The 25,223-nt window shown below is 70.4% G+C and carries 26 protein-coding genes and 1 tRNA gene; 11 read left to right on the top strand and 16 right to left on the bottom strand.

The genetic code is table 11. The features are described from left to right. Positions 1-16 precede the first annotated feature (16 nt). Complete coding sequence (locus B9G38_RS17720) at positions 17-265, bottom strand: hypothetical protein (protein WP_143415339.1); 249 nt, start codon at positions 263-265, stop codon at positions 17-19. 83 nt (positions 266-348) lie between these two features. After that, a complete protein-coding gene (locus B9G38_RS00800) occupies positions 349-1,293 on the bottom strand; it encodes a DMT family transporter (RefSeq protein WP_086219159.1) in 945 nt (314 codons plus the stop codon). Between the two features lie 210 nt (positions 1,294-1,503). Between B9G38_RS00800 and B9G38_RS00795 the strand changes: the two genes are divergently transcribed. Further along, on the top strand, positions 1,504-2,298 hold the full coding sequence (locus B9G38_RS00795) for a winged helix-turn-helix domain-containing protein (RefSeq protein ID WP_086216633.1): 795 nt from the start codon (positions 1,504-1,506) through the stop codon (positions 2,296-2,298). A 115-nt stretch (positions 2,299-2,413) separates the two neighbouring features. After that, a complete protein-coding gene (locus tag B9G38_RS00790) occupies positions 2,414-2,749 on the top strand; it encodes a hypothetical protein (protein WP_049932818.1) in 336 nt (111 codons plus the stop codon). A 17-nt stretch (positions 2,750-2,766) separates the two neighbouring features. Here the strand turns inward: B9G38_RS00790 and B9G38_RS00785 are convergent, their stop codons facing one another. The 3 genes from B9G38_RS00785 to B9G38_RS00775 all read right to left on the bottom strand — a co-directional run bounded on the left by B9G38_RS00785 (position 2,767) and on the right by B9G38_RS00775 (position 5,378). Then, positions 2,767-3,789, bottom strand: a complete 1,023-nt coding sequence (locus B9G38_RS00785) for an NADP-dependent oxidoreductase (protein WP_086219158.1) — start codon at positions 3,787-3,789, stop codon at positions 2,767-2,769. A 147-nt stretch (positions 3,790-3,936) separates the two neighbouring features. Beyond that, complete coding sequence (locus tag B9G38_RS00780; protein ID WP_086219157.1) at positions 3,937-5,097, bottom strand: CapA family protein; 1,161 nt, start codon at positions 5,095-5,097, stop codon at positions 3,937-3,939. 80 nt (positions 5,098-5,177) lie between these two features. Further along, complete coding sequence (locus B9G38_RS00775; RefSeq protein WP_049932821.1) at positions 5,178-5,378, bottom strand: hypothetical protein; 201 nt, start codon at positions 5,376-5,378, stop codon at positions 5,178-5,180. A gap of 190 nt (positions 5,379-5,568) precedes the next feature. On the opposite strand from B9G38_RS00775, the gene B9G38_RS00770 reads away from it, so the two are divergent. Both B9G38_RS00770 and B9G38_RS00765 read left to right on the top strand, forming a co-directional pair. Then, the gene (locus B9G38_RS00770; protein WP_049932822.1) at positions 5,569-6,678 is read left to right on the top strand and encodes a GTP-binding protein; all 1,110 of its coding nucleotides are present in this window, start codon (positions 5,569-5,571) and stop codon (positions 6,676-6,678) included. A gap of 332 nt (positions 6,679-7,010) precedes the next feature. Beyond that, positions 7,011-8,198 (top strand): redox-regulated ATPase YchF, encoded by a 1,188-nt coding sequence (locus B9G38_RS00765; RefSeq protein WP_086216636.1) that lies wholly within the window; start codon positions 7,011-7,013, stop codon positions 8,196-8,198. A gap of 43 nt (positions 8,199-8,241) precedes the next feature. On the opposite strand, the gene B9G38_RS00760 is transcribed toward B9G38_RS00765, so the two are convergent. Further along, entirely contained in the window at positions 8,242-8,709 is a 468-nt protein-coding gene (locus B9G38_RS00760; RefSeq protein ID WP_086219156.1) for a GNAT family N-acetyltransferase, read from the bottom strand. 137 nt (positions 8,710-8,846) lie between these two features. On the opposite strand from B9G38_RS00760, the gene B9G38_RS00755 reads away from it, so the two are divergent. Beyond that, positions 8,847-9,677 carry an amidohydrolase family protein gene (locus B9G38_RS00755; RefSeq protein ID WP_049932825.1) on the top strand — a complete coding sequence of 277 codons (831 nt, stop codon included), beginning with the start codon at positions 8,847-8,849 and terminating at the stop codon, positions 9,675-9,677. A gap of 72 nt (positions 9,678-9,749) precedes the next feature. Then, complete coding sequence (locus B9G38_RS00750) at positions 9,750-10,265, top strand: DUF371 domain-containing protein (RefSeq protein WP_086219155.1); 516 nt, start codon at positions 9,750-9,752, stop codon at positions 10,263-10,265. Positions 10,266-10,439: 174 nt separating this feature from the next. Here the strand turns inward: B9G38_RS00750 and B9G38_RS00745 are convergent, their stop codons facing one another. The 3 genes from B9G38_RS00745 to B9G38_RS00735 all read right to left on the bottom strand — a co-directional run bounded on the left by B9G38_RS00745 (position 10,440) and on the right by B9G38_RS00735 (position 11,901). After that, the gene (locus tag B9G38_RS00745) at positions 10,440-10,730 is read right to left on the bottom strand and encodes a type II toxin-antitoxin system RelE/ParE family toxin (protein WP_086219154.1); all 291 of its coding nucleotides are present in this window, start codon (positions 10,728-10,730) and stop codon (positions 10,440-10,442) included. Then, positions 10,720-10,917, bottom strand: coding sequence for a hypothetical protein (locus B9G38_RS00740; RefSeq protein WP_086219153.1), 198 nt, complete (start codon positions 10,915-10,917; stop codon positions 10,720-10,722). Before B9G38_RS00740 ends, B9G38_RS00745 begins: the two co-directional genes overlap by 11 nt. Before the next feature lie 384 nt (positions 10,918-11,301). Beyond that, the gene (locus B9G38_RS00735) at positions 11,302-11,901 is read right to left on the bottom strand and encodes a CoA pyrophosphatase (protein ID WP_086219152.1); all 600 of its coding nucleotides are present in this window, start codon (positions 11,899-11,901) and stop codon (positions 11,302-11,304) included. 143 nt (positions 11,902-12,044) lie between these two features. On the opposite strand from B9G38_RS00735, the gene proS reads away from it, so the two are divergent. The 3 genes from proS to B9G38_RS00720 all read left to right on the top strand — a co-directional run bounded on the left by proS (position 12,045) and on the right by B9G38_RS00720 (position 16,291). Continuing rightward, positions 12,045-13,520 (top strand): proline--tRNA ligase, encoded by a 1,476-nt coding sequence (gene proS / locus B9G38_RS00730; protein WP_086219151.1) that lies wholly within the window; start codon positions 12,045-12,047, stop codon positions 13,518-13,520. A 152-nt stretch (positions 13,521-13,672) separates the two neighbouring features. Next, the gene (locus tag B9G38_RS00725) at positions 13,673-14,941 is read left to right on the top strand and encodes a hypothetical protein (RefSeq protein ID WP_086219150.1); all 1,269 of its coding nucleotides are present in this window, start codon (positions 13,673-13,675) and stop codon (positions 14,939-14,941) included. Positions 14,942-15,049: 108 nt separating this feature from the next. After that, entirely contained in the window at positions 15,050-16,291 is a 1,242-nt protein-coding gene (locus B9G38_RS00720; RefSeq protein ID WP_086219149.1) for a hypothetical protein, read from the top strand. A 339-nt stretch (positions 16,292-16,630) separates the two neighbouring features. Here the strand turns inward: B9G38_RS00720 and B9G38_RS00715 are convergent. From B9G38_RS00715 to btuC, 6 genes are all read right to left on the bottom strand, one after another. Then, positions 16,631-16,703: transfer RNA gene (locus B9G38_RS00715), tRNA-Thr, on the bottom strand. Positions 16,704-17,274: 571 nt separating this feature from the next. Next, complete coding sequence (locus B9G38_RS00710; RefSeq protein WP_086216236.1) at positions 17,275-17,664, bottom strand: peptide ABC transporter ATP-binding protein; 390 nt, start codon at positions 17,662-17,664, stop codon at positions 17,275-17,277. Next, complete coding sequence (locus B9G38_RS00705; protein WP_049932832.1) at positions 17,651-17,872, bottom strand: hypothetical protein; 222 nt, start codon at positions 17,870-17,872, stop codon at positions 17,651-17,653. Before B9G38_RS00705 ends, B9G38_RS00710 begins: the two co-directional genes overlap by 14 nt. An 84-nt stretch (positions 17,873-17,956) precedes the next feature. Further along, positions 17,957-18,952 (bottom strand): class I SAM-dependent methyltransferase family protein, encoded by a 996-nt coding sequence (locus B9G38_RS00700; RefSeq protein WP_086219148.1) that lies wholly within the window; start codon positions 18,950-18,952, stop codon positions 17,957-17,959. Between the two features lie 75 nt (positions 18,953-19,027). Further along, positions 19,028-20,200 (bottom strand): ATP-binding cassette domain-containing protein, encoded by a 1,173-nt coding sequence (locus B9G38_RS00695; RefSeq protein WP_394334904.1) that lies wholly within the window; start codon positions 20,198-20,200, stop codon positions 19,028-19,030. A 122-nt stretch (positions 20,201-20,322) separates the two neighbouring features. Next, positions 20,323-21,489 (bottom strand): vitamin B12 ABC transporter permease BtuC, encoded by a 1,167-nt coding sequence (gene btuC / locus B9G38_RS00690; RefSeq protein WP_049932834.1) that lies wholly within the window; start codon positions 21,487-21,489, stop codon positions 20,323-20,325. A gap of 62 nt (positions 21,490-21,551) precedes the next feature. Here btuC and B9G38_RS00685 point away from each other — a divergent pair, with 62 nt between their 5' ends. After that, on the top strand, positions 21,552-22,850 hold the full coding sequence (locus tag B9G38_RS00685; protein ID WP_086219146.1) for a PGF-CTERM-anchored ABC transporter substrate-binding protein: 1,299 nt from the start codon (positions 21,552-21,554) through the stop codon (positions 22,848-22,850). A gap of 32 nt (positions 22,851-22,882) precedes the next feature. Here B9G38_RS00685 and B9G38_RS00680 read toward each other — a convergent pair whose 3' ends face one another. Further along, on the bottom strand, positions 22,883-24,130 hold the full coding sequence (locus B9G38_RS00680) for a pyridoxal-phosphate dependent enzyme (protein WP_086219145.1): 1,248 nt from the start codon (positions 24,128-24,130) through the stop codon (positions 22,883-22,885). Positions 24,131-24,369: 239 nt separating this feature from the next. Between B9G38_RS00680 and B9G38_RS00675 the strand changes: the two genes are divergently transcribed. After that, positions 24,370-25,223: NAD(P)/FAD-dependent oxidoreductase (locus B9G38_RS00675; protein WP_143415337.1), on the top strand; the 854-nt coding region annotated here is incomplete at its 3' end.

The raw sequence follows: 25,223 nt of genomic DNA, 5'->3' as shown, positions 1-25,223 counted from the left end.
CATTATCCTCTGTGAATCACTCTCCTGTTCCACCGATACCGTACACTCCTCGTAGAACGTCTTTTCCTCCGATTTCTGGCCCAATAGTGTCAACAAGACAACGTTCAAAGCTGAGCTCGTAAGCGAGGTCGGGGACGGTCACGCCGTCCGAGGTGTACGACGCCACGTCGGACCCGACCAGCACCCCGGCGAAGACCGCGTACGCGGCGGCGACCGCGACGACGGTCCCGACGACGGCGACGGCGACCGGTCGCAATTTGTTCACACTACTGATACGTTCCGCGAGGAGATAGCTGTACCGTCGTTTCCGGTGAACCGCTATCGCCGTTTACAACGGTCCGCCGCCGCTCACAGCGGGCCGTCGTCGACGAATCGCGCCGGGACCAGCTGACGGAGGAGCCGCGACGGGCCCGCGGAGAGCCCGCTAACGAGGAGGAAGCCGGCGAAGATGACGCCGAATCCGACGAGCGACCGCACCGAGAGCGTCTCGCCGAGCAGCGCCCAGCCACCCACCGCGGAGACGACGGGGACGAAGTAGAACAGGAGGTTCGCGCGCGTCGCGTCGGTCTCGTCGATCAGCGCGAAGTACGCGAGGTACGCGATCGCCCCGGAGAAGACGCCGACGTACAGCAGCGCCGCGATCGCGACGGGCGGCACCGACAGCCCGGAGACGGACTCCTCGGCGCCGATGCTTAGCGCGTGCGAGAGGGCGGCCGCCAGAGGGACTCCCCAGACGGTGCGGGCAGTGCTTGACAGCGTCGCGTCGGCCCGGCGGATCAGCACGGCGCCGAGCGCGCTCGTCACGGCGGCCGCGAAGAGCAGCGGGACGCCGAGGCCGCCGGCGAGCAGCGCCGAAGGGTCGGGATCGGCGACGAGGGCGACGCCGAACAGTCCGAGGCCCATCCCGACGAACCCGCGGACCGAGAGGCCGTCCTCGCCGAGCAGGACCGCGGCGAACACCGGCGTCAGGATCGGATTCAGGCTGAAGACGACGGCGGCCACGCCGCTCGTCACGTACTGTTGTCCGACGAACAGCAGGGCGTTCGTCAGCCCGATGACGAGCACGCCCGTCGCGACGATACCGGCGACGTCGCCGACGGTTCGGGGGCGCAGTTCCGCCCGCGAGAGTCGCGTCGCTGCGAACGCCGCGAGGACGACTGCGCCGATGTCGAACCGGACGGCGACGAAGAACAGCGGCGGGAGGTGTGCCAACCCGGCCTTCGCCGCGACGAAGGTGCCACCGAAGAGGAGGGCCGAGACGGAGAGCAGGGCGCCGGTGCGTCTGGTGAACACGTTACTGCGACACCCGCGTTAAATTGTCGAACGAACGATCGGATTGGAACGAGCTTCTCGGCACAAACAGATGTAACAGTCGGAGACCTATAACGAAATCCGGAAAATATTCCACGACGGGAAACGCGCAACACGTCGTGCCGATCGCTCACGGCGTGAAACCTCAACGGTGAGCGAAGCCGGTTTATTCCGGTGGACGCTTGATCGCGTATGGAGGCCCCGCTCGAGGAGATCGAGTTCCTCGCCCGCTCGACGAACCGCGTCGAGGTGTTACAGCTGTTGGCGTCGGCGCCGCAGACGCGGGCGGACCTCGCGACCGCCACGGGGGCGTCGCAAGCGACCCTCGGTCGGATCCTCGAGGACTTCGCCGACCGGTCGTGGGTCAGCCGCGACGGTGAAGAGTACGTCGCCACCGCGACCGGGGAGTTGGTGGCCGAGGGCGTCGAAGAGCTCGTCGCCCTCCTCGAGACGGAGGCCAAACTGCGGGACGTGGTCGCGTACCTGCCGACGGCCGAACTCGGGTTCGACCTCCGCCGTCTCGCCGACGCGACCGTGACCGTTCCGACGCGGACGCGACCGAGCGCGCCGCTCCAGCGCGTCCTCGACGCGATGGCGGGGGCGACGACGCTGCGCGCGTTCTCACACACGCTCAACGAACAGAGCCTCGCGACGGCCCGGGACCGGGTGGCCGCGGGCGAGCAGACGTTCGAGGCGGTGCTCTCGGCCGGCGCCATCGAGGCGCTCGCGGCAGACGACGTCCTCTGGAGGCGGCTTCGAACGCTGGCGGAGAGCGACGACGCGGAGATCCGCGTCCGTCGCGAGGAGGTCCCCGTCGCGGTCACCGTCGCCGATGACACCGTGTACCTGCTCGTCCGCGACGACGGGGGCATCCTCCGGGCGTCCCTCCACACCGACGATCCGGCGGTGCGCGAGTGGGCGGACCAGGCTTTCTCGGGGTACTGGAAGGCGTCCGACCCCTTCGACCCGACGGCGTTCGAGGAGTGAGTCCACGGATCCGGACGGCCGCGGCCCCGTCGCGGTTTGGGAGACGGGTCACGCGTCGACACCGTCGGTCCGACCCGGCAAAACCCACTTGTCCGCGGTACGCGTACCAGCGGTAATGGCCCCTCACGACGCGGAGTTGGCGATCGAGACGTGGCGGTTCCGGGACCGAGCGCTGCCGCGCGTGCCGCCGTCGGGGTGGGGGACGACCGACCGCCTCCGCGAGGCGGTGTGTCGCGCCGTGGCGTGTTCGGTCGACGGCGTCGAGCGCGTCGAACCGTTCTCGGGACCGGCGACCGAGCGCGAGCGCTTCGACGCGACCGTGACCGCGGACTCGATAGACCACGACCTCGTGCGCCTCGTGACGCCGGCGTCGGAGAGCGACGGAGAACAGAAGGAGTTCAGCGAATCGACGGAGCAGTTCGACCTGGACGAGGCCCTCGACCGGCTCTGACGGCCTCGGTGCGGTCGCTACTCGTCGTCCGGCGACGACACCCGCACGACCTGCTTGCCGATGTTGTCGCCGGAGAACAGTCCGAGGAACGCGTCCGGGGCGTTCCCCAGCCCGTCCACGACGCTCTCGCGGTGTTCGAGGTCGCCGCTCGCGACCCAGCGGGCGAGTCGCTCGCTCGCCTCGCCGAACCGCGTCGCGAAGTCGCCGACGAGCAGGCCCTCGACCTTCGCTCGCACCGGGATCAGTTGCGGGAGCTTCCGTGGTCCGGTCGGGACCGACTCGTCGTTGTAATGGGCGATCTGCCCGCAGACCGCGACCCGCGCGTCGATGTTCAGTCTCGTGAACACCGCGTCGGTGATCGGTCCGCCGACGTTGTCGAAGTAGACGTCGACCCCGTCGGGCGCAGCCTCGTCGAGCGCGGCGCGGTAGTCGTCCGTCGTCTTATAGTTGATCGCGGCGTCGAAGCCCAAGTCGTCGGTGAGCCACGCGGTCTTCTCGTTGCTGCCGGCGAACCCGACCACGCGGCAGCCGTTGCGCTTCGCGATCTGTCCGACGACCGAGCCGACCGCGCCCGCCGCGCCGGAGACGACGACCGTGTCGCCGGGCTTCGGCTCGCCGACTTCGAGGAGGCCGAAGTAGGCGGTCCGCCCGGGCATGCCGAGGACGCCGAGGTACGCCTCGGGGTCGGCGATCGCCGGGTCGACCGGGGCGACGTCGTCGGCGTCGAGCGTCGCGTAGTCGGCCCAGCGCCCCTCGCCCGTCACGAGGTCGCCCGCCTCGTACGCGTCGCTCTCGCTCTCGACCACCTCGCCGACGACGCCGCCTCTGAGCGCGTCGCCCACGTCCCACGGCTCGGCATACGACTCGGCGTCGCGCATCCGGCCGCGCATGTACGGGTCGACCGAGAGGTACCGGACGCGGACGAGCAGTTCGCCCGGTGCGGGCGAGGGAACGTCCGTCTCGCGCAGTTCGAAGCTGTCCTGATCGGGCTCGCCGGTCGGCCGCTCGGCGAGAAGCCACTCGCGGTTGGTGTTCGTCACGGCTCCCATTGGGGTATCGGACCGAATAGGGTTTGGACCCCAGCAGCCGTCGTGGGGATCCGGAAGCCGTCGGAGGCGCGGCGATTGGCGGTCCGGTGATGTAGCGGTCCGGGGGTGTAGCGGTCCAGCGGTCCGGAGAGGGGCCGGCTACCCGTCGCCCAGCGGGATCCGCAGGCGGCCGTCGAGCAGTTCGCCGCCGAGCCCCTCGACCACGGTCCCGAACGCCGCGGAGCGCTCGGCGACCGTCTCTCGGACCCACTCGGCGACCTCGTCGTCCGCCAGCGCCGCGGCCTCGTCGGCGATTTTGGTCGGGACGACGTCGAGGGCGACGAGGTCCCCGTCGCGGACGACGAGTTCGAAGAGCGCGCTCCGCTTGTTGTACACCCCCTCCCGGTCGCGATAGCTGACGTAGTCGTCGACGAAGTCGCCGGCGTCGTAGACGATCGGAGACCCATCATGTACCTCGACGCCCTGGAGGACGTGCGCGCTGTGGCCGTGGACGACGTCGACGCCGAGTTCGACGAGCCAGCGCCCGAATCGCTCGTGGACCGCGCGCGGTTCGGTCTCCCAGTTCGCGCCCCAGTGGAGCGAGGCAACGACGAGGTCCGGGTCCGCCTCGGCGACGCGGTCGAGTGCGTCGCCGACGAGAGCGCGCGTCTCGCGCACGCCGGGGTCGAGCCGCGCGAACGCCGTACCCGGGTCGGCGTCGGTCGCCGCGAACGCCGCGGACTGGTCGGTGAGGCCGAACGCGGCCACGGTGAGGTCGCCCGCCTCGAACGTCGCTGGGGCGAGCGCTCCGGCGGCGTTTTCGCCGGCGCCCGCACGGGCGATTCCGGCGTCGGCGAGGTGCCGCCGAGTGTCGCGGAGGGCCGGCTCCCGGTAGTCGAGGACGTGGTTGTTGGCGAGCGAGACGAACGACGCCCCCGCCGCCTCCAGCGTGGGCACCGCGAACGACGGCGGCGACCGGAAGTAGTACGTCTTGTCCGGCCAGCGGTCGCCGCGGTCGGAGACGCAACACTCCAAGTTGCCGACGAGCGCGTCGAGGTCGCGGAGCCGCGGGAGCGTCGACGCCCAAACCGCCGTCGGATCGTCGGCATCCGCCCAGCGGTCGGCGACGCTCCGTCCGAGCATCAGGTCGCCGACGAGGCCGATTCGGGCGGCGGTTCCGTTTCCGGCGTCGCCGTCGGTGCCGCCCGCGTCGGCTCCGCCGCGGTCGTCAGCGTTCGCGGGCGAGGAGCCCCCCGCACAGCCGGCGACCGCGCTGACTCCGGCGACGCCGGAGGCGAGGACCGTCCGACGGGTGACCATCGTCCGGGGTCTCGGAGAGCGGCGACTTCAACGCTCCGGACGGGGCAGAAGGAGGGGAGAGGGGCGTCGTCGGGAGCGCGTCACGCGACGGCGACGCCGTTGCGCGTGAGGTAGTCGCTCGCGGCCTTGATTTCGACCGGGCTGCCGATGATCCGGTACCGTTCCGCCGTCTCGACGACGGTGACCGTGAACCGGTCTTCGAGGCACTCCCGGTGGCCGTCGAGCGCGTGGCGCGGGAGGACGATCTGCGTACTGTCGCGGAGGCTCGACGGATCTGGCATTCGGCGTGCCGAGTGATTATTCGTCGTCGATATAACCGTGTCGAAGTATCGGCGCGCCAACCACTCGTTCGGCGGCGACGCCCCCGTTCGCGGACCGCTGTCGGGGGATTCGATTCGCGGCGGCGACCCGACGACGGCCCGGCGATCCGAAGGAACACCTTTAACGAGCCGAGCGGCCGAGAGACGGGTAATGGGACTGGAGGAGGAAATCGAAGACCTCCGCGAGGAGATCGCCAACACGCCCTACAACAAGGCCACGGAGGCCCACATCGGGCGCCTGAAGGCGAAGCTCGCGGAGAAAAAGGAGAAGCTGGAGAACCAGTCCTCCGCCGGCGGCGGCCACGGCTACGCGGTCGAGAAGCACGGCGACGCCACGGTGGCCTTGGTCGGGTTCCCGAGCGTCGGCAAGTCGACCCTCATCAACGCCCTCACCAACGCCGACAGCGAGGTCGGCTCCTACGAGTTCACGACCCTCGACGTCAATCCGGGCATGCTGCAGTACCGCGGCGCGAACATCCAGATCCTCGACGTGCCGGGGCTGATCGAGGGCGCGGCGGGCGGCCGCGGCGGCGGGAAGGAGGTCCTCTCGGTCGTCCGGACCGCGGACCTGGTCGTGTTCATGCTCTCGGTCTTCGAGATCGAGCAGTACGACCGCCTGCGCGAGGAGCTGTACGCGACGAACATCCGCCTCGACACCGACCCGCCGAACATCAACATCCGGAAGACCCACAAGGACGGGCTCGGCGTGACGATGAGCGACGACGTGAGCCTCGACGAGGAGACGATCAAGCAGGTCCTCCGCGAGTACGGCTACGTCAACGCGAAGGTCACCATCCCCCACGACCTCACGATCGACGAGCTCGTCGACGCCGTGATGGACAACCGCGAGTACCTCCCCTCGATGGTTACCGTCAACAAGGCGGACCTCATCGAAAAGAGCTACCTGCCGACCGTGAAGGAGGAACTCCGCGACCGCGACCTCGACCCCGACGACGTGCTCTTCATCTCGGCCGAGAAGGAGCTCGGCCTCGACGGGCTCAAAGAGCGGCTCTGGGAGGAACTCGGGGTTATTCGGATTTATATGGACAAGCCGGGGCGCGGCGTGGACTACGAGGAGCCGCTCATCCTCTTCGAGGGCGACACCGTCGGCGACGCCTGTACGAAGCTGGGCGGCGAACTCGACGAGCGGTTCAAGTTCGCGCGCGTCTCGGGCGAGAGCGCCAAGCACGACGACCAGCAGGTCGGGAAGAGCCACGAGCTGGCGGACGAGGACGTGCTGCGGATAGTCGCGCGGAAGTAGATTTTCGACCTGACGGCGGCAGTAAAGCCGCTTGAAATTCTATCCTTCGTGAGACGCGGCCAGCGAGTCGACGGGGACTGCCGCCAAAGCCCCAGCCGCGTCGGCCGGCCGCCGCTTCGCTCCGGCCGCCGCTTCGCTCCGGCCGCCCGACACCAGCGAGGGACCGTCGGTCCCTCTGGCAGCCGGCGCGTAGCGCCGGCGACCTCGCACGCGCTCCTCGCGCCCCATTGGCGCTCGGAGGCGCGCGCCACCGCACCATCGGACCGGCTCATATTCGATACGTCTCCGCGCCCGACCGAAAGGCGCTTTTCGCGGGGCCGCGACCGTCGGGTATGCTCACGGTCGCGCTCGCGGGCAAGCCGAACGCCGGCAAGTCCACCTTCTACACCGCCGCCACGATGGCCGACGTCGACGTCGCGAACTACCCGTTCACGACCATCGACGCCAACCGCGGGGTGACCCACGTCCGGACGCGCTGCCCGTGTCTCGACCGCGACGAGCGCTGCGAGAACGAGAACTGTCGCGACGGGAAGCGCTACGTCCCGATCGAACTGCTCGACGTGGCGGGACTGGTCCCCGGCGCGCACGAGGGGAAGGGCCTCGGCAACCAGTTCCTCGACGAACTGACGAACGCGGACGTCGTCCTGAACGTCGTCGACGCCTCGGGGGCCACGAACGCCGAAGGCGAACCGGTCGAGGTCGGGAGCCACGACCCCCTCGACGACGTGGACTTCGTCGAGGAGGAGATGGACCTGTGGCTCGCCGGCATCGTCGACCGCAACTGGGAGAGCGTCGAGCGGAAGTCGCGCTCGCCGGACTTCGACCTCGAAGCCGCGCTCTCGGACATGCTCACCGGCTTCGGCGCGACCGAGCGGGACGTGACCGCGGTGCTGCGCGGCTTGGAGTACCCCGACGATCCGAAGGCGTGGACCGACGACGACCGCGAGGCGCTCGCGCGGGCGGTCCGCCGGCGCACCAAGCCCATCGTCGTCGTCGCGAACAAGGTCGACGCGGCCCCCGACGACGCGGTCGAGCGGATCCGCGAGGGGACGGACAAGCCCGTGGTCCCGGCGACCGCCGACGGAGAACTGGCACTGCGCCGCGCCGCCGACGCCGGCGTCGTCGACTACGACCCGGGCGACGAGTCGTTCGAGATCGTCGGCGACGTCTCCGACGACCAGCGCGCCGGCCTCGACGCCCTCCGCGAGTCGATGACGGCCCACGACGGAACGGGCGTTCAGTCGGCGCTGAACGCGGCCGTCTACGACCTGCTCGACCGGATCACGGCCTACCCGGTCCAGGACGCCGGCAAGTGGACGGACGGCACGGGCAACGTCCTCCCGGACGCGTTCCTCCTGCCCGCGGGGTCGACTCCGCGGGACCTCGCGTACGCGGTCCACTCGGACATCGGCGAAGGGTACCTCCACGCGGTCGACGCGCGCGCTTCGCGCCGGATCGGCGAGGACCACGAGCTGACCGAGGGCGACGTGGTGAAGATCGTCTCGACCGCCGGACCCTAATCGGGACCGCGGCGGGCGTCGGTGGGCGCATCGCCCCCTCGCTTCACTCCACCGACCGCGCGTACGTCACCTGCTTGGGCTCGAAGCCCGCGTCCCGGTAGAAGCGCCGCGCGCCGTCGTTGCCCCACTCGCAGGAGACGGTGAGGTAGTCGCGGTCCGCCTCGCGGGCCAACTCCTCGACCCGATCGACGACCGCGGTGCCGTACCCCTCATTCCGGTGTTCCGCGTCGATTTCGAGGTTCACGATATCGAGGTACCGGCCCCGCTCTCGGGCGGGCCGGGTGCCCGTTTCGAGGGTGGTGAACCCGACCGTCTCGCCGTCGACGGCGACGAGGTAGTCGGTCACCGACGGGTCGTCGAGGTGCGCGCGGAAGCCGTCGTCCGCGACCGACCCGGCGTCCTTGTGGCGTATCTCGTTCAGCGACGAGTACGCCTCCATCGCCGTCGCGAGGTCGTACCACCTGTCAGCGAGCGCGCCGAGGTCACCCTCGTCGGCTTCGACGAGTTCCATGTCGGCTCGGCGTGGCGAGGAGTCTTCAGCCTTGGCTCCGCGTGCGACGGCGTCGCGTGCCTCGGCCCCCGTCGCCCGCCGTCGTGCGACCGACAGGCACATCCGGATCGCCCGGGACGGACGGGTAGAGAGCGGCCATGCTCGGGCTCGAACACGACTTCCGGATCGTCGACACCCGCGCGACCCTCGACCCCGACGAGTCGTCGGTCGCCACCCACGGGCGGGACATCTCGCCGGAGCGACTGGAACGGGAAATGCTCCAGGCCGGGATCGTCCGCGCGGTCGCGAGCCCCGGCCAGCGCGCCGCCGGGCGGAGCTACCTCCGCGCGAACAACGCGGTCGCGCGCCTGTCGATCGACCGCCCGTTCGTCGCGTTCGCCCGGCTCAACGGCCCCCGCGACCCGGGGACCGGGCCCGTGTCGGTGGTCCGGAACCTCCGCGCCGAGCGCGGCGACCACCACGCCCGGCCGGACGACGTCGAGCAGTACTCCTACGACGACCGCTTCCACGGCTTCACGCTGGCCCCCCACGTCGACGGGCTGCCGAACGAGGACGTGCTGACGCGGCTGGAGGACGCCGACCTCCCACTCTTCGTCCACGCCGGCCGGAAATTCCCGCCCGAGGCGGTCGAGACGGAGCTGCTGGACTACGACCTGCCGGTCGTGCTGGGGAGCTTCGGCGGCTACCCGCTGGACGCCGACCTGATGAACGAGACGCTGGACCTGCTCGACGAGTACGACCGGGTGTACGTCGACACGAGCGCCGTGCGCTACCGAGAGGTGCTCGAGCGCGGCGTGTTGGAACACCCCGACCGCGTCCTCTTCGGCTCCGGGGCGCCCGACGTCCACCCGAACGTCGGCGTGATGGAGGTGCTCACGCTCGACGTCTCCGAGGACCTGATGCGTCGCGTGCTGGCGAAGAACCCCGCCCGGCTCGTCCCGGCCCTCGCCGAGGGCGCCGACGTCTGAGGCGGGAGTCCCGGGCTCCGCCTTCGCCGCCGAAGCGACGGCCACTTGTCGCGCCGCGGCCGACCGGCGAGCATGAGCGACGCAGACGCCCCGAGCGAGCCCGCCGCGGGCGACGCCCTCGACGACGGCGAGCGCGACGTCGACGACACCCGCGTCGAAGTCGTCCGCGCGACGGGCCACGAGCACGTCTCCGCCGAGCACGCGAGCACGTTCGAACTCACGACCGACGACTGGCTCACGCCCGCCGGCGACTGTATCGTCGGCCTCGAGGCCGACCGGACCCCCCGAGACTTTTCGGCCGAGTTCCGCGAGGCGTGTCGAGACGCGGACGCGACCATCGAGGCGACGCTCGTCGTCGAACCGGGCGACGAGACGTTCGAGGAGACGATCGCGGGCCGCGGCGACCCCGACCTGTCCCTCCTCGACGACCGTTCGATGGTCGGCCGCACCAGCGACTACACCGACGACGAGCGGACGATCCTCGTCGACGGCGACGGCGCGGCCGCCGACCTCGACCGCGACCTCGTCGCCGCGCTGGCGGACGGGGCCGACCTGACGCTGCGGTTCGAAGTCGAGCCCGCGGAGTGAGGCGACGGGATGGGTCGTCGCGATGTCATTGATGGACGATTACGCCGTTGTGTGTTCGGATGTCACTCCTCTTAACGTCGATTTGTGGATAAACGGCTTCGTTGAAATTCGCCAGTGATGATACCCTCTCGCGTGTGTGCTGAATACAGGGCGCAGATGTTCTGCGAGTACCGATTAGCCGTAGCGTTTGTGCGCTTCGTCGATGTCGACGACCTCCACCACCCGGACTTCTTCCAGCTCTTCCAGCACGTCGTAGAAGGCGGTGTGAGTACGGCCGATGTGGAGCCGGTAGATCTCTTCACCGTCGACAGTTAGCTTCTCACGGTCACCAGAGCTGGCCGCGGGGCGCGGATACGGCTCCTCGGCCAGTTTCCGGAGGTTCTCCTTGATGATCCGTGTACTCTTCTCGTCGAGCGCGGAAACGTACTCGCGTGCGTCGTCTGCGAGCAGGACGTTATAGCTCATCAAGCGGCGTCAGTTCCTCCGTGTCGGCCTCGCGAACCTCGCGGACCTTGTCGGCAAGCTGACACCGCCGGTGATCTTGGATTAATTCCTCCAGCAGATCGTCGTAGGTCTTCCCTGCGGTCTTTAGCTCGTTTAGTTCCTTCCATCGTTCTTCGGTTACTGGTATTCTTTTTGTTGCGTTCGTCATGGTCGAAGTCTCCGGGCTGTCCCACAGGGGTTTCCTAGGCCCCCTACGTCCGTCTGACGCTGAATACGGTGCATTACGAGGCTCAGTCCACCTACCCGCGCAACTGGTCGTTGTCAGAGCCTTGTTGTCTATCCTTACAACCTTTACAACATAAAGGCAGCGCTGAGACGATAACACACGGATGGAGATTTGATTTCTAACCGAGGAAGTGGACCTACAACTCATTCTAACGGGTTTTATAATTTAAACAGAGAGCATAATACGGCACTTGTGCTGACCACATCGTCCGTGTCCGGCAGGTAGTCCCTAGCAGCTGCTGAGGAGTTCACTGTGGCTGTATAAATGAGCGAGCGATTGGGACCGAGGCACCGAAAGCATCAACAGTCAGATCGGCAGTTCGGCGTCCGCCCCCACCACGCGATCGGGTTCCGACGGTGCGCGCCAGTCGGTCGTCCGCTCCAGCAGCTGGACGACCATCCGGCCCGTCACGCCCCAGACGGTGTAGCCGCCGACGTGGAAGTAGTGGACGCGGTGGTCGCCGTACTCCGGGTGGTCGACGCGGCGTTCCGACTCGTAGTTCGCGGGGTCGGTGAGCGCGTCGACCGGGAGGACCGCCACCTCCGCGACCTCCGACTCATCCGGGACGTACTCGCGGTCGGGTGCGACGCCGACGAACGGCCGGACCGCGTACTGCGACGAGGTGCGTGTGTCGTCGAGCCGGCCGATCACGTCGACCTCCGACGACCGCATCCCGACCTCCTCGTCGGCCTCGCGCAGCGCGGTGTCCGTCAGCGTCCGGTCGATCGGCTCGCGGCCGCCCCCGGGGAAGCTCATCTGTCCGGGGTGCTCGCCGAGGTGCGCGGCGCGCTTGGTGAACAGCAGGTGGGCGTCGCCGTCGCGCGCGATCACCGGCGCCAACACGGCCGCCTCGCGCCGCCCGGCGAGCGACTGCGGCGCGTGGCGGCGCACCCCCGACAGGTCCATGGGCGACGTAGGCGACGCGAGGCGGTTAACGTTTCCCCGGATTCCATCTGTGCGGGACGTGACCGGGGTACACGTTCGGGGCGGACGCGGCGCTGCGGTCGGGTTCGGACCTTTTAAGCCCGCGACACCCGCTTTCGAGAGTAATGAGCGACGACGACCAAGAGCTCGGGATCACCGAGTCCAAGACGCACAACACGGGCGAGTGGTACGCCGAGGTCGTCCGGAAGGCGGGCCTCGCCGACTACGGCCCGGAAGGGATGAGCGGCTTCATCGTCACCCGACCGCGGGCGTACGCGGTCTGGGAGCGCCTTCAGGGGTTCCTCGACGCGAAGTTCAAGGAGACGGGCGTCCAGAACGCCTACTTCCCGCTGTTCATCCCCGAGTCGTACCTCGAACGGGAGAAGGACATCGTCGAGGGGTTCGACCCCGAGGTCGCGTGGGTCGACGAGGCCGGGAACAAGGAGCTCGAAGAGCGCCTCGCCGTCCGGCCCACCTCCGAGTCGATCATCACGCCGTACATCTCGCAGTGGGTCCGTAGCCACCGCGACCTCCCGCTGCGCGTGAACCAGTGGTGTTCGGTCGTGCGCTGGGAGGCGACCGAGACGAAGCCGTTCTTCCGCACGAAGGAGTTCCTCTGGCAGGAGGGCCACACCGCGCACGCGACGAGCGAGGACGCGTGGGCGGAGACGATGACGCGGCTCGACCAGTACGAGTCCGTCTACGAGGACCTGCTCGCGCTGCCCGTCCTGAAGGGGCAGAAGCCGGACCACGACAAGTTCCCCGGCGCGGACACGACGACGACCGTCGAGGCGCTGATGCCCGACGGGAAGTCGGTCCAGGCGGGCACCTCCCACCACCTCGGGCAGTCGTTCGCCGAGGCGTTCGACATCACCTACTCGGACGAGGACGAGGAGGAGCGCGCCGCCCACACCACCTCGTGGGGGCTCTCGTGGCGCGCGCTGGGCGCGCTGATCATGACGCACTCCGACGAGCAGGGGCTCGTCTTGCCCCACACCGTCGCGCCCACGCAGGTCGTCGTCGTCCCGATCTGGCAGGAGGACACGAAAGAAGACGTCCTCGACTACGCCGAGGGCGTGGCCGACGACCTCGACGACGCCGGGATCCGGGTCGAGCTCGACGACCGCGACGAGCGCAACCCCGGGTTCAAGTTCAACGAACACGAGCTCAACGGGATCCCTCTCCGGATCGAGATCGGTCCCCCCGAGGTCGACGACGAGGAGCTCACGCTGGTCCACCGGCCCGACGGCGAGAGCGTCGAGGTCGACCGCGAGGCCGTCGCCGAGACCGTCCGCGACCAGTTCGACGAGATATACGCCAAGCTGTACGCGACCGCGGAGGAGACCCTCGACGACGGCGTGCGCGAGGCCGACGACCGCGCCGAGATCCTCGGCACGCTCGGCCAGCACGGCGGCTACGTGAAGGCGCCGTGGTGCGGCGACGAGGCCTGCGAGGAGCCGATCAAGGAACCGATGGCCGCGGAGATCGTGATGGTCCCGTTCGACGACGAGGACCCCCTCGCCGACGGGGACCACGAGGAGACGTGCGCGATGTGCGACGACGCCGCCGAGCGGACGGCGTACTTCGCGAAGACGTACTGAGTCGCGACGGCGCGTCCTCCGCGGAGGCGACCCGCAGTTGTCACTCGTTTTTGAGGAATCGAGCCGTCCCGGTCTCGTCGGGCGATTAATCCGCGTTGATCCGGCTTAACGGAGTTCCGGATATATACGATCGGAGGGCGTAGACGCTGGTAATGAACCGCTGGATTGCGAGTCTCGTCGTCGCGGCCGTCGCCGCGGCCCTGATCGTCGGAGCCGCCGCCGCCGCGCCGGCGGGCATGGTGACCGCACAGACCGACCCGGGGAACGGGAGCGGTGCGGACTCGGGCGCCGAGAGCGCGAGCGGCGCGAACGCGACGGGCGACCTCAGTCCCGGCGAGCGGCTCGCCGGCGTCGTCGGCGTTCAGGGCGCGGAGATCGAGGGCGAGGTCGAATCGCGAGCGTTCGAGGTCGCGCTCCGGGAGTCCGAGACCAACGAGAGCCGCGCCGCCGTCGTCGCGGAGCGGCTGAACCGGACCGCGGAGCGCCTCGCGGAGCTGGAACAGCGACAGGACGAGCTCCGCGAGCGCCGCGAGGCCGGGGAGCTGAGTCAGGGCGCGTACGCCGCGCGGATGGCGACGACGACCGCTCGGATCGAGACGCTCTCGCGGGGGCTGAACCGGAGCGCGAGCGCGGCCGCCGAACTCCCCGCCGCCGTCCGGAACGAGACGGGCGTCGACAACGAGCGGCTGGCGACGCTGCGCGAGCGCGCGAACGAACTCAGCGGCCCCGAGGTCGCCGCCATCGCCCGCGGCGTGGCGGGCAAAGACGTCGGCGGACCGGTCGCCCCCGGGCGGCGCGGCCCGCCGGGCAACGGGACCGCACGCGGCCCGCCCGTCGACGCCGGCTCACCCGGGATGGGGCGGCCCGGAAGAGATTCGGGAAATCGATCGGCCGGGCCGCCGGGAGCGAGCTCGGGGAACGGATCGATGGGAACGCCCGGGGCCGGTTCGGGAAAGGGTCCGGGCGGTGAGCCCGGTAACGGGTCCGTCGGACCGCCGGCGTCGGGGAGCGCGAACGGGACCGGAGCCGTCGCCGCGGACGGCCCGAACCGGTCCGACCCCCCGGGATCCGGCACCGCGACCGGCGGCGGAGCCGGCAACGCGTCGACCGGCGGTCCGACTGACCCGGGGAGCGAACCCGGGAGTGAAAGCGGGCCGAGCGATGACGCCTCCGACGGAAACGGTTCAAGCGATGGCGCCTCCGACGGAAACGGTTCAAGCGATGACGCCTCCGACGGAAACTGTTCAAGCGATGACGCCTCCGACGGAGACAGTTCGAGCAACGATAGCTCTGACGGAGGCAGTTCGAGCGGCGCCTCCGACGGAAACGGTCCGAGCGGCGGCCCCGACGGAAACAGTTCGAGCGGCGGCGCGGGCGCCCCGCCGACGACCGTCGGCAGTCCGTCTCGCCTCGATGCGTGAAGTCGGTGGCGCCGTGAACCCGCACACACCCGCCGCCCCGCTGGCGGCGGCACCGCGTAACCGTTCCGCATGGGAAGGAATTTACCGGCTCTCCGTGTGGCGTAGGACGTGAAGCGAGCGCCGGTCCTCCTCGCCGTCGTCGCACTCCTCGGGGCCGTCGGTCTCGCCCTCGCCGCCGGCGGCGCGGGCGCGGTCCCGTTCGAGGGCGGCTTCGCACAGATGGACGTCGAACCGGACGACGTGTCGATGGCGGTCGCCGTCCAACCGGACGGCGACGCGCAATGGACCGTCGAGTACCGGATCCGGCTCGGCACCGACGAGGAGGAGCGGGCGTTCGAGCAGCTTCGCGCCGACGTGGAGAACGACACGGAGGCGTACACGACCCGGTTCCGCGATCGGATGGCCTCGACCGCGGCGACAGCCGAGTCGGCGACAGGGCGCAACATGACCGTGTCGAACGCGACCGTCACCGCCGAGCGGCGCGAACTCCCGCAGGCGTACGGCGTGTTGACCTACCGGTTCGAGTGGACGAACTTCGCCGCCGTCGACGGCGACCGGCTGCGCGTCGGCGACGCGGTCGACGGGCTGTTCCTCGACGGCTCCTCGCCGCTCATCGTCTCGTGGCCGGACGGGTATCGCCTCGGAGAGACGACGCCGGAGCCGAGCGAGGTCCGGGAGGGGTCCGTCGTCTGGAACGGTCCGGTCGACTTCTCGGCCGGCCAACCGCGGATCGCGGTCGCACCCGCCGGGCCGCTCTCGGGGGTGCCGACCGCCGGGCTCGTCGCTCTCTTCGCCGTGCTCGTCGTCGCCGGAACAACCGCCTATCGGCGGCGCAACGCCGGGGACGACGGCGGAAAGGGAGTCGTCGCGACCGACACGGCGGTCGGAAGCGAGACCGCCGGGAGCGAGACTGCCGCGAGTGACGAGACTGCCGCGAGTGACGGGACTGCCGCAAGCGACGAGTCGGGACTCGGCGGAGACGGCGACGCGGACACCTCCGGTGAGAGCGACGACGAGGCGGACGCGGCGCCGACCGTCGACAGCGACCTGTTGAGCAACGAGGAGCAGGTGCTTCGCCTCATCGAGTCACAGGGCGGTCGGATGAAACAGAAGCAGGTGGCCGAGGAGCTGGACTGGACCGCCGCGAAGACGAGTCAGGTGGTGACGGGGCTCCGCGACGAGGGCGACCTCGACGGCTTCCGGCTGGGGCGGGAGAACGTCCTCTCGCTGCCGGAGTTCGAGCCGGACGGGGATGCGAGCGACGAGGACGCGGAGAGCGAGGTTGGCGACGACGCCGGGGGAAGCGACGCCGACGGAGGCGACGGGAACGACGCCGCCGGGAGCGACTGATCGGATCGACGACGGGCCGAGACCGGGCGGTGACAGATCTGGCTACAGATCCCGGGAACGGCCGATATGACACAGTTCACCGCCACACTCGCACTCGCCCGGCGAGTCCGTTCGCCGACCGCATTTGAAACACTCGTACACTTCTTCGCCGTGATGCTCGTATTCTGGTCGCATATCTGCGCATACGGCTCCATGGTACATAGACCCACACCTAATATTCTTTTGATAATATAAATCTGATATCGCACAGCGGTGACGGAACGATCAGAAAGAGGCCGATCACGGAGGACGACGGCGCGCACGGCCGCGGCTCTCGGTCGGAAGACGATTCGGTAGAAGAGCCGGAGGAGGGATTTGAACCCTCGACCTATTCCTTACGAAGGAATCGCTCTGCCAGCTGAGCTACCCCGGCGCTCATCACACAATTCCCGGACGGAAAAATAAGGGTTCCGAAACGGGGACGCAACGGGGACGCGGCGGGAGCCGAGCCGCGCGCTGGAAGCGACGCGCGCGCCCGATACGAATAAGACGAACGTCACAATCGTTCCCATATTACATCTATAAACACACAGGAAACCAGAACACAATACAATTGTATAAGGAAAAAGACTAAATACTCGTTCGGACTTCAATTTGAATGTGTTGACACCGTCCGCGTGCCGAGACGGCGGGGATCGAATCCCTCGGCGGTGCGTGCCCGGTCGGAGCCCGTACCGGGCGGCAATGGTCTCGTCGGTCGTCTCCCCAACCGCGACTCGGCGCGGCCGTCATCCCCAGTAGCGTTCCGCCGCGGCTACCGTGTGAAACGCGTCACCGACGCGCCAAGCGCAAAATCGCCTCTGGTCCGCCGACCGTCGCCGCGGCCGCTTGTCATGTGACGGGCCCCGGCCGCTCCGCCCCGACCCCCCTCGGGGCGGCGCGGCGTTTTCGCTGTCTCGACGACGGATCGCGAGCGGCGCCGCCGCTCTCCGTCCCGTTCGACGCTACGCGAACAGCCGCCGCGCGCGGCGCACCGCGGCGGAAAGGCCGCCGTATCCGGCGCCGACGACCCCCGCGAGGCGCACCTCGGCGGGCGCGACGCCGAGGCGGTGTGAGACCGGACCGGGGCGCGCGTCGGCGCCCGCGATCGCGACCGTTCGTCCGCGGACCCTGACCTCAGCGGTGAGGTCCCCCAGTCGCAGTTCCCTGACCGCGAGGTCCGAGGCAGCGTCGCCCGGGAGGCGGCGGGCGACGCGGAGGGCGTCACCGACGCTCTCTACTTCGAGGAACAGGCGCCGCTCGGTAGCGTGGACCGACACATCGACCCCGTCGACGGAGAGCGTCAGGTCGTCGGTCTCGACTGCGAGGGCGGCGTGAGACTCAGTCCCGCTCACGGGTCGTGACGCGGACGCCGCCGTCGACGCGCCACTCGGCGTGTTCGACGTCGTCTCCCGTCCCGCTCGGCACCTCGACGGTCATGTCCTCGAACTGGTAGTGTATCTCGGCGTTTCGACCGGTCAAGCGGTCGTAGAGCCCCATCGCCAGCTCCGGCCACGTGGTCGTCTCGTCGATTCGCTCTTCGGGGTCTGCGGCGTCGCTCATACGAAGACATGTTAGATAGTTACACTCATAAGTATATTCCCTGACGTGTCTGCCTCGGTTCGTCGGGCGCGCGGAGCGGCCGGATCAGTCGGCGTCGCGCGTCAGGCGAGCGTCGAGACAGACGTTGTGCTCGTGGGGGGCGTACGACCGGACGACCCGCTCGGTCTCGACGGTGACCGCGTAGTCGTCGCCCGCGGCCGCCTCGATCGCGCGCTGCCCCGGGCCGAAGGGGTCGTCCTCGTGTTGGATGTCGTAGTAGTGGATCACGCAGTCGTCGCCGGCGAGCGCGACGGCGGTGTCCAAGAACTCGTCCGCGGAGTGGGGGAGGTTCATCACGAGGCGTTCGGCGGTGTCCGCGTGGGAGTCGGCGAGGTCGCGCACGTCGCCGCTGATCGCGGTCACCCGGTCGGTGACCCCGTTGCGTGCGGCGTTCTCGCGGAGGTACTCGACCGCGCGCTCGTTGAGATCGCAGGCGACCACGTCGGCGCCGCGGGACGCCATAGGTACCGCGTACGGGCCCACGCCGGCGAACATATCGATCGCCGACTCTCCGGGGTCGACCTGCTCGGCCACGCGGTGACGCTCGGTCGCGAGCCGCGGGGAGAAGTACACCGCGGCGACGTCGAGCGCGAACTCGTGGCCGTACTCGCGGTGGACCGTCTCCGTGTCGTCGCCGACCAGCACGTCCCAAGAGCGGACCCGCAACTCGCCCTCGATCGGCGACGCGCGGTTGAGGACCGTCTCGCAAGGCACGTCGGAGGCCGCGACGGCGTCGGCGATCTCGCGGGCGCGCTCGTCGTCGTCCTCGTCGACGATGACGATGTCACCGAGCCGCTCGATAGAGGGCTCGTATCCCAGGATGTCGGCGGGCGTCGTGGGGCGGTCCCGTCGCTCGGCGTCGCGCTCGACGATCCGATCGGCGAACGCAGCGGGCACTAGTTCGCGGTCCGCGACGGGGATGTAGATCGTCTCGCCGTCGACGGCGATCTGGTGGTCGCCGTCGAGGGCGTCGGCGTCGGCGAGCCGGCTCCGGACGGTCTCGCCGCGCTCGCGGGCGACGGCGACGCAGGGGACGCTCATCGTCGGAGGGACGCGGTCAAGCGAATAAACGGTGACGCTTCGCGGGCCGGACGGCGGGGACCCGAGCGGCCGGAGTCACTCCGCCGGCTCGGCACCGCTCGCGGCCGCGACGGCGTCGAGCAGCTCCGCGTCGTCGACGTCGTCGGCGACGTCGACGACGCGGTCCGCGGCCGCCGCGACCTCGGCGTTCGGGCCGTTCGCTGTCGGGGCGACGTCGCCGTCCGCCGCGACCACGAGCGTCGCGTCGGCGTCGGCCGCGAGGTCGCGCGCCGCAGCGAGCGCCTCCGGGGAAGGGTCCTCGAATGGGGGCGCCGTCACCGCTGTCGCGCCCGCGTCCGCGGCGGCGCCGGCGGCCGTGTCTCCCTCGGGGACTACGCCGACGGAGGGCTCGTGGCCCGCGGCGGCCAGCCGGGCGACGACGCGCGCGCCCGACCGCCCCGAGCCGATCACGTGGACGCTGCGCGGGTCGGCGTCGCTCTCCGGGAACGCAGTGACCGCGGGCGTCCCGGTGGCCGGGTTGCGACCGACGAACGCCTCGGCGTCGAAGGCCGCGCCGACGGCGGACGCCGATAGCACCGACTCCGGCGGCCCGGCGGCCTGAACCCCGCCGTTCGCGATGACGACCACCTCGTCGCAGTCGCGGGCCGCGGCGTCGAGGTCGTGGATCGCGGCGATCGCTCCCCGGTCGCCGCCGTCGACGAACTCGCGGACCAGTTCGAGCGTCTCGACTGCGTGGTGTACGTCGAGGCTGGCGGTCGGCTCGTCGAGGAGGAGGAGCGGCGCCGCCTGCGCCAGCGCCCGCGCGAGCAGCACGCGCTGGCGCTCGCCGCCCGAGACCTCGGTGATCGACCGGTCGGCGAAGCGCTCGACGCCGGCGGCCGCCATCGCGGCGTCGACCGCGGCGTCGTCCTCGGTCCCGTGCGCGTCGAAGCGCCCGAGGTGGGGCGTCCGACCCATCTCGACGACGTGGCGCACCCGGAAGTCGAACGAGAGGTTCGTCGTCTGCGGGACGCTCGCGACGCGCCGACCGACCTCACGGGCCGACAGCGACGACGCCGGGTCGCCGCCGAGGCGCACGGTCCCGGCGTCCGGCTCGACCGCGCCGGTCACCGCGCGCAGCACGGTGGTCTTCCCGGCGCCGTTGGGCCCGACGAGGCCGACGAGCGAGCCGGGCTCGACCCGGAGGTCGACGCCGGAGACGACGTCGAGGTCGCCGAACGAGACGGCCACGTCCGCGGCCGACAGCAGCGGCGCGTCGCCGAACGAGAGCGCCGTGTCGGGGAGGGCCTCGGAACCGTCGCCGCCGCCCGCGGCCGACTCCGCCGCGTCGGCCGCGCCCGTCGTCTCGGCGTCGACGGTGGGATCCGCACTCACAGCTCCGTCACCTCCCGGGTCACGAGCAGGTAGACGAAGAATGGCGCGCCGACCGCGGCGGTGATGATCCCGACCGGGTACTCCGCGGCCGCGGAGCGCGCGACGGTGTCGGCCGCGACGAGGAACGTGCCGCCCGCGAGTGCCGCGGTCGGGAGCAGCGTCCGGTGGTCGGGCCCGACGACGAGCCGGAGCATGTGGGGGACGATGAGACCGACGAACCCGATCACGCCGGCGAACGCGACCCCGGCGGCCGTGACGAGCGCCGAGGCGGCGAGCAACACCCGCTTCGTGCGCTCGACCGCGATCCCCAGCCCCCGTGCCTCCTCCTCGCCGAGCAGGAGGACGTTGAGGTCACGGGCGTACGCGAGCAGCAGGAGGAACAGCGGCGGCACGACGGCGGCGGTGACGGCCACCTCGCTCCACGCCGCGCCCGAGAGGTGGCCCATCAGCCACGCGACGATCTGCCGGAGCGACTCCCCCGCTTGGAGCTGGAGGTAGGAGACGACCGCGCCGAGGAACGTCTGGACCGCGACGCCGGCGAGCAGGAGGGTAGCGACGGGAGTCCGGCCGTTCCGGGTCGCGATGGCGTACACGCCGAAGGCGGCGACCAGCGCGCCGACGAACGCGAAGAGGCTCGTCCCCGCGCCCCGCGAGAGCGCGACCTCGACGGGGCCGACGAGCGGGAGCGCGACGGTCGCGGAGAGCGCGGCGGGGAAGACGATGAACGCCACCGCGCCGACCGCCGCGCCCGACGAGACGCCGATGATCGACGGGTCGGCCATCGGGTTTCGGAAGAACCCCTGCATCACCGTGCCGGCGGCCGCGAGCGCGAAGCCGACGAGCGCGGCGAGCAGGATCCGCGGGAGCCGCACGCCCACGACGATCCGCTGGTGGACGGAGTCGACGGGGAACGCGAACGGCGACGCGAACGCGAGGTCGACGCCGGGGAGCGTGAGGGGACCGACGCCGGGGACCGGCAACGGGCCGACACCGCTCGCGCTCGCTTCGATTCCGGAGGGCACCGCGAGCGCGTTCAACACCGACTTCACCACCGTCTCAGGCGGGATACGGACGGGACCGATCGCGGCGCTGACGACGACGACGACCGCCAGCAGCGCGGCTATCGCCGCCGACCACGCCGCCGAGCGGGCCCAGGGTCGCATGCGTTCTCCAACACAACTTGTAGTAAATAAATACTTATTGGACGAGTCCGGTCCTCAATTCGATGCGAAATAGCTTCGCAATCGCGATGGCCGCGTTGGTGGCGACCGCCCTGATCGGCGGCGTCGCCGGGACCGCCGCGGGCGCACAGCCGACAATAGCGACGGACAGACCGAGCGCGAGCGCGCAGTTGACCGGGGGCGCGCAACCGGCTGCGGGCGCGCAACCGGCTGCGGGCGCGCAATCGGCTGCGGGCACACAGCCGGCGGTCGGGTCCGCGGCCGGGGCGGGGGCCGCCCCCGCACAGACCGACGGCGCCTGCGGCTTCCCGCTCAACGCGACCGACGCGACCGGGACCACGATAACGCTGGAGGAGCGTCCCGAGCGGATCACGACGCTCAACCCGTCGGCCGCGCAGACGCTGTGGGAGCTCGGCGAACAGGACCGCGTCGTCGGCGTGAGCCGGTTCGCGCTCTACCTCGACGGCGCCAAGGAGCGTGCGAACGTCTCGGCCGAGTTCGGCGCGAGCGTCGAGCGCGTCGTCGACACCGAGCCCGACCTCGTGCTGGCGCCGAACTCCTCGGCCGCCGACGTGGGGCCGCTCCGCGAGCAGGGGCTCAAAGTGTACCACTTCCCGGCCGCGACCTCGATCGACGACATCGCCGAGAAGACGGAGACGATCGGTCGGCTCGTCGGCGCGTGCGACGCCGCGAGCGAGACGAACGAGGAGATGTACGACGCGGTCGACGCCGCGGAGAACCGGACCGCCGGCGTCGACCGTCCGGCCGCGCTCTACCCGCTCGGCGGCGGCTACGTCGCCGCGAACAACACCTTCATCGACGCGATCATGAACGTCGGGGGCGCCGACAACGTCGCCGCGGAGTACGAGGCGTACCCGCAGCTCTCCGACGAGGTGATCCTCCAGACGGACCCCGAGCTAATCCTGGTCACCGACCCCGAGGCCGCGATCTTGGCGGAGGAGCCGTACGCCAGCACGACCGCTGGCGTCGAGGAGAACTACGTCGTGATGAACGTGGACTACCTCAACCAGCCCGCGCCGCGCAGCGTGATCCGGTCGACGACGACGCTGTCGAACGCGGTGGTCGAGCTACAGGAGGAGGGCAGCGAGTCGACGGACGGCACCGAGAGCGGCGAGTCGTCGGACGACGGCTCCTCCGACGGCGACTCGTCCGGGAGCGATGATACGTCGGACGGCGGCGACTCCTCGACCGACGGCATGGACGGAAACGAGACGGACGCGGGCGGCAGCGACGGCGACACAGGCGCGGAAGTCCCCGGATTTGGTGTCGTCGCGGCCGCGATCGCGCTGCTCGCCACTGGCCTGCTCGCGCGGCGCGATTGAATCGAATCGGTCGCTGACCGCCGGTTCCGTTTCTAAATCCCTTGTCCCATCAGGTGGCTGCGGAGGACGTCGGGCGTCTTCAGCCCGGCGTCGCTGTTGAGGAGCACGACGGTCTCGTCGCCGTCGAAGAACCCCTCCTCGGCGAGCGCCCACGCGCCGGCGGGGGCCGCGCCGCCCGTCGCGCCCATCTCGACGACCTCGTTCTGCGCCACGGCGACCGCGCTCGCGAGGATGTCGTCGTCGTCGACGCCGGCCGCGGTCCCGCCGCTCTCGGTGACCGCCTCGACTGCCGCGGCGCCGCCCGCGGGGTCCGGAATCTCCAGTTCGCCGCAGATTGTGTCGGGCGTCGACCACGGTTCGGGCTCGTCGAGGCCGCGCTCGACGGCGGCCGCGATCGGCGCGCAGCCGGACGCCTGCGCGGCGACGACCTTCGGGGTGTCATCGACCGCGCCGATCCGGGCCAGCTCGGCGAACCCCTTGTTGACGCCGGCAACGACCTCGCCGGATCCGGTCGGGACGACGACCACGTCGGGGGTGTCACCGAGGTCGGCGACGAGCTCGAACGCGATCGTCTTCGTGCCCTCGTGGCGGTACGGCGTGGCGAACTCGCCGAGGTCGGTGTAGTCGGTCGCGAGCTGCTCGTCGACCGCGTCGGCCGCGTCGGGGAAGCGCCCGCCGACGACACGCATCTCGCCGCCGTGGACGTTCGTCATCGACTTGTTCGAGAAGGCGCACCGCGAGGGGACGAACGCGTACGACCGCAGGTCCGCCCGGCCCGCGTACGCCGCCATCGATTGCCCGGCGTTCCCCGGGCTCGCGCAGACGAGCGGCTCCACGTCGCCGCCGGCGGCGGCCCGGGCCGCCACCGCGGTCGTCGCGAGCGAGAGGCCGCGGTCGAGGACGGTCCCCGTCGGGTTGCGCCCCTCGTCTTTGACGTACACCGCGTCGACGTCGAGCTCGTCCGCGAGCCGGTCGGTGGCCACGAGCGGCGTCCCGCCCTCCCCCGCGGTGAGCGCGCCCTCGGCCGGGAACGGGAGCAGGGCGTCGAAGCGCCAGTGGCCGCGCGCGGTCGCGGGCGCGGTCCGCGCGTCGCCGCTCGCGCCGCGGGCCGCCGGGTCGAAGAGGTCGTCGGGGTCGACGGCGTCGTAGTCGTAGACCGGGTCGAGTCCGCGCGCCCGCTCGTCGTCGTCGATGGCCGCCGCGTCGGCGGTCTCGTGGACGCGTCCCGACGCCCGACTCTCCAGCCCGCGAAACGCCGGCGTGGTCTCGAAGTCTGCCATACCGAACCTTGCGGCGGCGGCGACTAATCGCTTCGCACTCGGGTGCGGATGACCGTCTCGACGAGACCCCGAACCGCGGTGGCGCGAGGCGCTGTGCGGTCGCCGTCGGGCGGGGCTTCGGAGTGGACTGTGTCGATCAGCGATTTATCAGAAGCAACGCGGCCGAGCGGCTGTGGCTTCGCCAATCGAATCGCCTCGACCCGCCGCCGCTTATAAACCCGCGACCCGATACAGCACATATGAACGGAAACGCCACGGTCGTCGGCGGCGGGCTCGCGGGGCTCGTCGCGGCGACCCGACTCGCGGAGGCGGGCGCGGACGTGACGCTGTACGAGCGACGCCCCGAGGTCGGCGGGCGCGTGCGGACGGAGACGGTCGACGGGTTCACCGTCGACCGCGGCTTCCAAGTCCTCTTCTCGAGCTACCCCGCCGTCGAGCGCGAACTGGGCGCCGACGGGCTCGACGACCTCGACCTCCGGACGTTCGCGCCCGGTGCGACGATCTGCCGGCCGGGCTCGCGCTCGACGCTCGGCGACCCCCTCCGCGACCCGCTGTCCGCGATTCCCTCGCTTTTGAACGACGAGGTCTCCTTCTCCGACAAGCTCCGGACGCTCGCGCTGCGGTACGACCTCGGAAACCGCGACGAGGGCGAGTTCTTCGCCGGGCGCGACGCCCCGATCCGCGAGTACCTCCGCGACTGGGGGTTCGCCGACGACTACGTCGAGAACTTCGTCGAGCCGTTCTACGGCGGGATCACCTTAGACCGGAGCCTCTCGACCTCGAAGCACGTCTTCGAGTACACGTTCCGCGCGATGGGCCGTGGGTCGATCGGCGTCCCCGCCGAGGGGATGGCCGCGCTCCCCGCCGCGCTCGCCGACCGCGCCCGCGAGGCGGGCGTCGAGATCGAGACCGGCGGGGACGTGGAGGCGGTCCGGATCGCCGGAGGGGGCCGGATTCCCTTCCGAACCGGAGCGGCCGACGCGGGCGGTGCGACCGTGGAACTCGCGGACGGGACGACGCGCGAGACGGCCGCGGGCGTCGTCGCCACCTCGCCGCCGGCGGCCCGGCCGCCTCCCGGCGTTGGGCCGGTCCC

Source organism: Halorubrum sp. SD612 (assembly GCF_002135005.1).
This window is presented reverse-complemented; position numbering and strand designations above follow the sequence as displayed.

Coding starts and splice junctions, on each gene's coding strand:
- B9G38_RS00760 (WP_086219156.1), bottom strand. CDS start 8,709: ATGGAACTCGTCGAAGCCGACGAGGGTGACCTCGGCGCGCTCGCTGAC.
- B9G38_RS00700 (WP_086219148.1), bottom strand. CDS start 18,952: ATGAGCGTCCCCTGCGTCGCCGTCGCCCGCGAGCGCGGCGAGACCGTC.
- B9G38_RS00740 (WP_086219153.1), bottom strand. CDS start 10,917: ATGACGAACGCAACAAAAAGAATACCAGTAACCGAAGAACGATGGAAG.
- B9G38_RS00775 (WP_049932821.1), bottom strand. CDS start 5,378: ATGCCAGATCCGTCGAGCCTCCGCGACAGTACGCAGATCGTCCTCCCG.
- B9G38_RS00765 (WP_086216636.1), top strand. CDS start 7,011: ATGCTCACGGTCGCGCTCGCGGGCAAGCCGAACGCCGGCAAGTCCACC.
- B9G38_RS00725 (WP_086219150.1), top strand. CDS start 13,673: ATGAACCGCTGGATTGCGAGTCTCGTCGTCGCGGCCGTCGCCGCGGCC.
- B9G38_RS00755 (WP_049932825.1), top strand. CDS start 8,847: ATGCTCGGGCTCGAACACGACTTCCGGATCGTCGACACCCGCGCGACC.
- B9G38_RS00735 (WP_086219152.1), bottom strand. CDS start 11,901: ATGGACCTGTCGGGGGTGCGCCGCCACGCGCCGCAGTCGCTCGCCGGG.
- B9G38_RS00685 (WP_086219146.1), top strand. CDS start 21,552: ATGCGAAATAGCTTCGCAATCGCGATGGCCGCGTTGGTGGCGACCGCC.
- B9G38_RS00750 (WP_086219155.1), top strand. CDS start 9,750: ATGAGCGACGCAGACGCCCCGAGCGAGCCCGCCGCGGGCGACGCCCTC.
- B9G38_RS00745 (WP_086219154.1), bottom strand. CDS start 10,730: ATGAGCTATAACGTCCTGCTCGCAGACGACGCACGCGAGTACGTTTCC.
- B9G38_RS00795 (WP_086216633.1), top strand. CDS start 1,504: ATGGAGGCCCCGCTCGAGGAGATCGAGTTCCTCGCCCGCTCGACGAAC.
- B9G38_RS00780 (WP_086219157.1), bottom strand. CDS start 5,097: ATGGTCACCCGTCGGACGGTCCTCGCCTCCGGCGTCGCCGGAGTCAGC.
- btuC (WP_049932834.1), bottom strand. CDS start 21,489: ATGCGACCCTGGGCCCGCTCGGCGGCGTGGTCGGCGGCGATAGCCGCG.
- proS (WP_086219151.1), top strand. CDS start 12,045: ATGAGCGACGACGACCAAGAGCTCGGGATCACCGAGTCCAAGACGCAC.
- B9G38_RS00770 (WP_049932822.1), top strand. CDS start 5,569: ATGGGACTGGAGGAGGAAATCGAAGACCTCCGCGAGGAGATCGCCAAC.
- B9G38_RS00680 (WP_086219145.1), bottom strand. CDS start 24,130: ATGGCAGACTTCGAGACCACGCCGGCGTTTCGCGGGCTGGAGAGTCGG.
- B9G38_RS00705 (WP_049932832.1), bottom strand. CDS start 17,872: ATGAGCGACGCCGCAGACCCCGAAGAGCGAATCGACGAGACGACCACG.
- B9G38_RS00790 (WP_049932818.1), top strand. CDS start 2,414: ATGGCCCCTCACGACGCGGAGTTGGCGATCGAGACGTGGCGGTTCCGG.